We start from the raw sequence: 6,000 nt of genomic DNA, 5'->3' as shown, positions 1-6,000 counted from the left end.
TCGCAATGGGCCGCTGGGGGCTTCGGGTGGCGGCGCGGCTGCGGCAGGCAGCCAGTTCCTCGATGACATCCCCGACGACCCGTCCCTGGAGCAGTTGGCCGCTTCGCTGCAAAAACTGCTCGCCCCGCTGCCCAGCCAACCGCAGGCAGCTCCGAAACCCGCGGCCGCACCGGTCGCCTACGCCGATCTGCCCTACTCCGGAAAGGGGGCTGCCGAAGCGGTGGCGCGGGACCGCGCGCCGCACCTCGTCAGCGTTTCGCTGTGACGAACCCTGCATTGTCCCAACGCATTCAGCACAAGGAGAGTCAGACATGACGCACACAACGCAGACCCTGCACCTGGAATACCTCTACGGCCCGCGCTGGCAGGACGCCGTCCGCATCATCGAACGGTCCGGCCAATTGACCGCGGCCGAACGCGAGAAGCTCAACGCGGCGGCGAAACAGATGGTGCAGGAAAAGGTTTCGTCGCTGTCCAACGGTACCGGTCTCGGCCTGGAAGGCGGCTTGGCCGGCCTGCTGGCGGGACTGGGCCAGGGCACGAACGCCGCCGCACCTGGTATGCCGATCAATATCGCCACCGCCACGGCGAAGGCCTTCGGCCGCTCGCGCAACGTACAGGTCGCGGGAATGATCGCGGGCCAAGCGATCGCGCCCAATTCGGCGGCGGGCCCCGGCGAGCTGACCGGCCTGCTCGAGTCGTTCGGTTCGATCGGCGTGGTGACCGTGGTCGGTCAGGCGGTGACCGCGGCGGTGCTGAGCGACCTTGTGGGGCAAGGCGATTTCACTCAGGACGTCTATGACGAGCTGATGCGCCCGTGGAGCACCAGCATCGACGTGTGAGCGCGGCGACGAGTAGTGGGAAGAGGTCGGCACCATGTTCGATTCACGACACATCGGCTCGGGTGGGCTCGCCACCGATGCCCTCGGTGGTCTGCTCGACGTACGATCCGCACCGGTCACGTTCGGCTACTACGAACAGAACGAGGCCACCGCGGACGCCGGTGTCGAGTGGAACACCCGGTCCCGGACCGCCCCGATCGGGTGGTGGAATCGGCACCGGCACGCGCAGACCGGTTTCGGGCTGGCGTTGATCACGACGCTCGCCTTCGTGCCTGCCGTGCAGAACGCGATCCTCACGGTGCTGACCCATGCCGGGTGACCGGCGGCCGTCGCGTCGAGGGACGACCTTCCTCGGCGCGGCGGCCCTTGCCGTCCTTTTCCTGCTCGTCGCGGGACTGCTTGCCGCGTGCTCCGAGCACGGGTCGGCCGCCACGGAGCGCAAAGTCGCCGATCCCGGCACCGCGGATTGCGCGGCGGGCGGCCAGGCCGTCGCGGGCTTGCGCGACACCTTCCGCGCGCTGTCCGATCAGCTCAACGGCCTCGGTCCCGCCGCGCAACGTGGCGACCTCGCCGACATGAAGTCCCGTGTCGCCCAGGGCATCCGATTGTCCGACCAGATCACCGCGACGATCCATCCAGCGGTCGATCGCATGGGTTCCCCCCTCATCAGCAGCACCTATCGCGATGTCGCCACCGCGGGCGGCGGACTGCGCTCCGCGCTGGCCGAGTTCGCCGCGGCGTTGGACGCCGAACGACAGGCCCAACCGGCTGCCGACGCCGTGAGCGCCGCCCTGACCTCGCTCAACACCACCATGGACCGTATGCGCCGCGCCTGCCCCACCGTCTTCCCGGACCAGCCGAGCCCGACCTACGGTCCCGCCGCTCATCACCGATAGCGGATCACGCACCCGCAGAACGTCTTTCGAAGAGCCGGTCGCGGGCGAGGGCGAAGGCAGTCCGGTCGGCTACAGCTACGACGCATATTTCGCGATCGGGCAACGGGGCGGTGGCGCTGCCCCCCGAATCCCGCGCCGCAGATCTATCTTCTCGGTCGCAACCGACGGTGGAGACGGACGAACTGGGGGCGTGGGGTTTCCGCGCTGCTCTGCAATGATCCACGCATGGATTTCGAGCTGGATCCACCTCTCGGTGTCGGCCCACTGCGCGTCGGGATGGTCCGCACGGACGCCGTCGCCGCCTTGCAATCGCTACGCGACGCCGATGACATATCCGAGTCCGACAGCACTGGGCAATACATCTTCCGGCCGAGCGGCTTGATGATGCGCATCGAGTGCAGGGACAATCGCCTAATCGCGGTAGAGCTCGGCCGGCCCGAAACCGATGCCGATACCGTGCACTTCCAGGGAGTCGACGTATTCGGCCTGCCGGCGCGGGAGGTGGTCGAACGGCTGCGTCAGCGCGTTTCGATCGAACCGGCGCAGGACGATCCCGCCTCATTTGTTGCCCCAGATCTCCTGCTCAGCCTTTGGCGTCCGTTCGAGACCGATGACGATCCCGCGGAGGAGCAGGGGTTCTACTTCAATGCTGTGCTACTGGCCGCCCCTGGCTACTACGACACCCCGGCTCAGACAGCCGAACGGTCCCGCGGGACCGGCGGAGTGTCGTGAGCATGCCCGTCGCTTCGCCGACTCGACGAAATGTGAACCCCCGCAAGTGAACCCCGACCGAAGCACGGCCCCGTCGTACGGAATGGATCTGCGATGAACACCCATCAACCGGGCCAGGCGACGCGCGACGATGATCGTTTGGTCCCTACCCCGATTCCCGCGCTGATCGCCGTGCTGCTCCGCCGGGAAGAGGACAAGGGCGCAGCGTTGACCGAGGCCGAGCTCCTCGACACCCGCGACAACGCCGCCGCCGTGATGCTGCCACTGTCGATGCAACGAGGGTTGAATCAGTCGCGCGGATACCGCGACATCGATCCGGACAACCTCTGGCAGGAATGGTGTGCCTACAAATCCGGCCAGGACCCCTTCACCCTCACCGACGATCACCTCTGACCAAGGCTATCCACGAGCCCTGGCTCGTCAGCGGCAAGGTGGCGGGCAGGCATAGGTGCTCTACCACTCAGCCGTAGAAGGTGACCAGATCCTGCAGCGGCCAGGGCTTATCGAAGCTCAGGGCGAACGCGTTGAAGTGGAGAGTCTCGTCCGCAGCGTCGAGCAGGACGTCGACCAGAGCGGCCGTCTGCGTCCCGACGGTGACCGCGCCGTAGACCTCGCGCAAGGCCGGCACTCGATGGGCCACCACATGTCCGACGACCGGCGCATTGTCGGCCTGGGGCGTACTGGTGAAGGGGTTGTCGAAGACGAAACTCGATGGCGTGAGTTCCCGGGGCACTCCGGCGGCCTCGAGTTCCGCACTCGCTTCTTCCAGAAACCGTCCGCCCCACCGCAGCGGTCCGAGGTCGAAGCGGGTCGACTCGCCGTACTCGATCACGTCCTGCCACACGCGGGCGTAGGCGTCCCCGGCATCCGGGTTCTTGGGGCGGTCACCGAAGATGTCGTCGACGGCCTCCACCACGGACGGCGACCCGTTTTCCCTGTTCTGCGCGTCCATGGCGATCGCTCGCCGGCGGCTCTCCTCCAGCACTCCGGCTCCCGGACCCACGACTGCACGTTCTCGAGGCTCACGCTGTAGATGGTGAGCTGCGTACCCATCGGTTCTCCTCCACTGGGCGTTCCGGGACCCGCAGCACATCAACCGGTGCTGACGGTCCCCGGAGCCGTCTGCGCCCTATAGTCCCTAGTCGGTCAACGCATCCCGACTATGCCATGGACACGCTCGCCGGTGACGTCGAATTTCTTTGCCCAAGACTTCGACATCTGCTCGATCAACTCGGTTCGGGCGGATGCTGCCACAACGGCTGGGGGCGGCGTGTTTTCGTATGCGGCAAGCTGGTGCGGTGGATTCTGAACTCGCGTCGGCGCCGCGCCCAATGCTGTTCCTGTTGTTGGTCACCGCGATGTCGTTGCCGTTCTTCGTCTTGGGCGCGTTCGTCGACAGTGTGCGGGTGGGTGCGCTGGAATTGCCCGCCAGCGCGGCAATGTTCCTGGTTCCGGTACTTGCGGCAGTGTTCCTTGTCCGCCGGGACGAAGGCAGGAAGGCAGTCTGGGCGCTGCTGCGGCGCGCGGTCGATTATTCAGCTGCGCCGCAAAAGGTTTGGTATCTCGTGGCGGCGGGCGTGCCGGTAGCCGCCGGAATAGCGGCCTATGGGATCGCCCGAGGGTTGGACGCGGTCGGCGGGGGCATCCCAATTGCCTTGGCGGCGTTGCCTTTCGTACTGATCGCGACGTTGTTCTCAGCAACCTGTGAGGAACTGGGCTGGACGGGCTACGCGACCGATCCGCTGCAACGGCGCTGGGGCCAGGTGTGGGCGGGGATTGCCCTCGGAATCTATTGGGCGGTCTGGCATCTGGTGCCGCTTGCCCAGGTCGGGCACGGGTTCTGGTGGATCTCCGGATGGTTCGCCGGGACCGTATCCGGGCGAGTGCTGATCGTTTGGTTGCACAACCGAACCGGCCGGGGGATCCTGGCCGCGATTCTGTTTCACGCCATGCTCAATGTAACCGCCATAGTCACACCGGATTACGGCGCGCCGATCGTCCCGATTCTCGGCGGAGCGCTCCTGACATTCGCCGCGGTCTTGGTATGTGTTCGTCGGCCACTAGGCAACAGGACGGCACCGCCGACCACCACACTGCCGATGGCCGACAGGCCAGATCTATGAACCACTCCTCGGCATTTCCGTGCGCTGGAGAGGTCGAGATCGTCTCCGCGCGTCGATCTTCCAGTGCGGCTCGGCTCGGTCAGGAACCGCCTGAGCCCGCAGGCAATATCGTGCGTTGTCGATGGCGAGATAGTCTGCCGTTTATCTTCTGCAGACCGACACCGTCGCAACCACAGTGGTCCGCCGCAGGTTCTAGTTGTACGCATGGCTCCGCCTCTTCCGACAGTGGTCGGACAGTAATGTTCAGCAGGTGACCATCGAGGTAGTCGACGTGGCAGACGGCGCGGGAGTGATCGATGTCCGCGGCGATTGCGGATCACACGGGCAGTACGGTCAGAGCTTGCTCTATCTGGGCGGAAAAGCGGCGGGGCTGGATATAGCCGATTTTGCCGGAAGCATCGGCCGATTGTTCGTGCGAGCTCCGGAGCGAGCGCCCCGGCCCGAAGAGTTGCAGGCTATGCGTGACCTGACCACCGAGGGCTACAGCACCGGGAGCCTCGCCGAAACTCTCGCGCCGCTGCTCATGCTGATGGCCGACGGCCGCTATGAATTACGATTCCCCGAACCGGTAACCAACCGGATCGTCGAAGGCTTCCAGGCTTGGTACAGCTCGACGAAGTGGGGTATCAGCCGACCCAAGCCCGACGAGCCGAGCGGCATTTACCCGTTGGAGGACTGGCTTACACCGACCGAGGCGTGGCCGCCGACCGACACCGGAACGGTCGAGCGGTATCGCGCGGCAATCCGCCAGGGCGCACGGCCAGTGATCATCGCCCTGCGCGCCGGCGCAAAAAACGTCTGGAGTGGTTTCGTTCTCGACGGACACCACAAGCTCGCTGCCTATCATGCCGAAGAACTTGCCCCAACCGTGTTGCGCATCGCGCGAGTGGACGCACCACCGATCACGGCCGAGGAGGTCCGAAACCATTTTCCTCGCGCGGCCGAGCATTCGGAGATGAAGTGGGCGATGGCTGCGCTGGAGCGCCGTGATCAGCGACCATTCGAGCGACCTGGCCAGCCGTATCGAGACTGATGACCGACCCGAAGACAGGATGATCGGCGCTCGGTACAGACAGCAGAACTGTCCGTGAATCCCCTTCGCGCCAAAGTCGTCCGCCTGGAGATCGGTATCTCCAGACATCCTTAGGCACAGTCGATCTCGCTGCGATCCGAGCGCTCGGCGGGATGGGAGTGTGTTGTCCACTACAGTGCGGCAGGATGCCCGGCTGCTCGATGACCCGCCGTGGGACGCCGAGGGCTGCGCCGACGCCGTGCTCCGGGCCGAAGGCATCGACACCGAGTGGCGGGACAAGCGAACCCGCGCCCGGCTCGTCGCCTACATCCGCGACTGGCTCGGATGCCCCTGGCCTGCGCCCTGACCAGGCGGACGGAGGACACGCCCAGCCC

At 65.9% G+C, this 6,000-nt stretch carries 10 protein-coding genes; 9 read left to right on the top strand and 1 reads right to left on the bottom strand.

What is annotated here, in order from left to right; translation table 11 throughout:
* The 6 genes from NBRGI_RS48335 to NBRGI_RS35775 all read left to right on the top strand — a co-directional run.
* A partial coding sequence (locus tag NBRGI_RS48335; protein ID WP_158439986.1) for a hypothetical protein occupies positions 1 to 265 on the top strand: 265 nt, incomplete at its 5' end.
* Between the two features lie 46 nt (positions 266 to 311).
* Complete coding sequence (locus tag NBRGI_RS35795) at positions 312 to 842, top strand: hypothetical protein (RefSeq protein WP_029901601.1); 531 nt, start codon at positions 312 to 314, stop codon at positions 840 to 842.
* A gap of 34 nt (positions 843 to 876) precedes the next feature.
* Positions 877 to 1,161 carry a hypothetical protein gene (locus NBRGI_RS35790; RefSeq protein WP_029901600.1) on the top strand — a complete coding sequence of 95 codons (285 nt, stop codon included), beginning with the start codon at positions 877 to 879 and terminating at the stop codon, positions 1,159 to 1,161.
* On the top strand, positions 1,151 to 1,738 hold the full coding sequence (locus tag NBRGI_RS35785) for a hypothetical protein (protein ID WP_029901599.1): 588 nt from the start codon (positions 1,151 to 1,153) through the stop codon (positions 1,736 to 1,738). Before NBRGI_RS35790 ends, NBRGI_RS35785 begins: the two co-directional genes overlap by 11 nt.
* 225 nt (positions 1,739 to 1,963) lie before the next feature.
* Entirely contained in the window at positions 1,964 to 2,470 is a 507-nt protein-coding gene (locus NBRGI_RS35780) for a hypothetical protein (RefSeq protein ID WP_029901598.1), read from the top strand.
* Positions 2,471 to 2,563: 93 nt separating this feature from the next.
* Entirely contained in the window at positions 2,564 to 2,863 is a 300-nt protein-coding gene (locus NBRGI_RS35775; protein WP_051728282.1) for a hypothetical protein, read from the top strand.
* 67 nt (positions 2,864 to 2,930) lie between these two features.
* On the opposite strand, the gene NBRGI_RS35770 is transcribed toward NBRGI_RS35775, so the two are convergent.
* On the bottom strand, positions 2,931 to 3,473 hold the full coding sequence (locus NBRGI_RS35770; RefSeq protein ID WP_148311084.1) for a DUF7691 family protein: 543 nt from the start codon (positions 3,471 to 3,473) through the stop codon (positions 2,931 to 2,933).
* Between the two features lie 295 nt (positions 3,474 to 3,768).
* Between NBRGI_RS35770 and NBRGI_RS35765 the strand changes: the two genes are divergently transcribed.
* The 3 genes from NBRGI_RS35765 to NBRGI_RS47800 all read left to right on the top strand — a co-directional run bounded on the left by NBRGI_RS35765 (position 3,769) and on the right by NBRGI_RS47800 (position 5,972).
* Positions 3,769 to 4,593, top strand: a complete 825-nt coding sequence (locus NBRGI_RS35765) for a CPBP family intramembrane glutamic endopeptidase (protein WP_158439984.1) — start codon at positions 3,769 to 3,771, stop codon at positions 4,591 to 4,593.
* A 250-nt stretch (positions 4,594 to 4,843) separates the two neighbouring features.
* Entirely contained in the window at positions 4,844 to 5,626 is a 783-nt protein-coding gene (locus tag NBRGI_RS45700; protein ID WP_051728280.1) for a hypothetical protein, read from the top strand.
* 160 nt (positions 5,627 to 5,786) lie between these two features.
* On the top strand, positions 5,787 to 5,972 hold the full coding sequence (locus NBRGI_RS47800) for a hypothetical protein (RefSeq protein ID WP_148311083.1): 186 nt from the start codon (positions 5,787 to 5,789) through the stop codon (positions 5,970 to 5,972).
* Positions 5,973 to 6,000: the final 28 nt, after the last annotated feature.

Source organism: Nocardia brasiliensis IFM 10847 (assembly GCF_000710915.1).
GTDB classification, from domain to species: domain Bacteria; phylum Actinomycetota; class Actinomycetes; order Mycobacteriales; family Mycobacteriaceae; genus Nocardia; species Nocardia brasiliensis_A.
The sequence above is the reverse complement of the archived record's forward strand: the minus strand, read 5'-3'. Positions and strand labels throughout refer to the sequence as shown.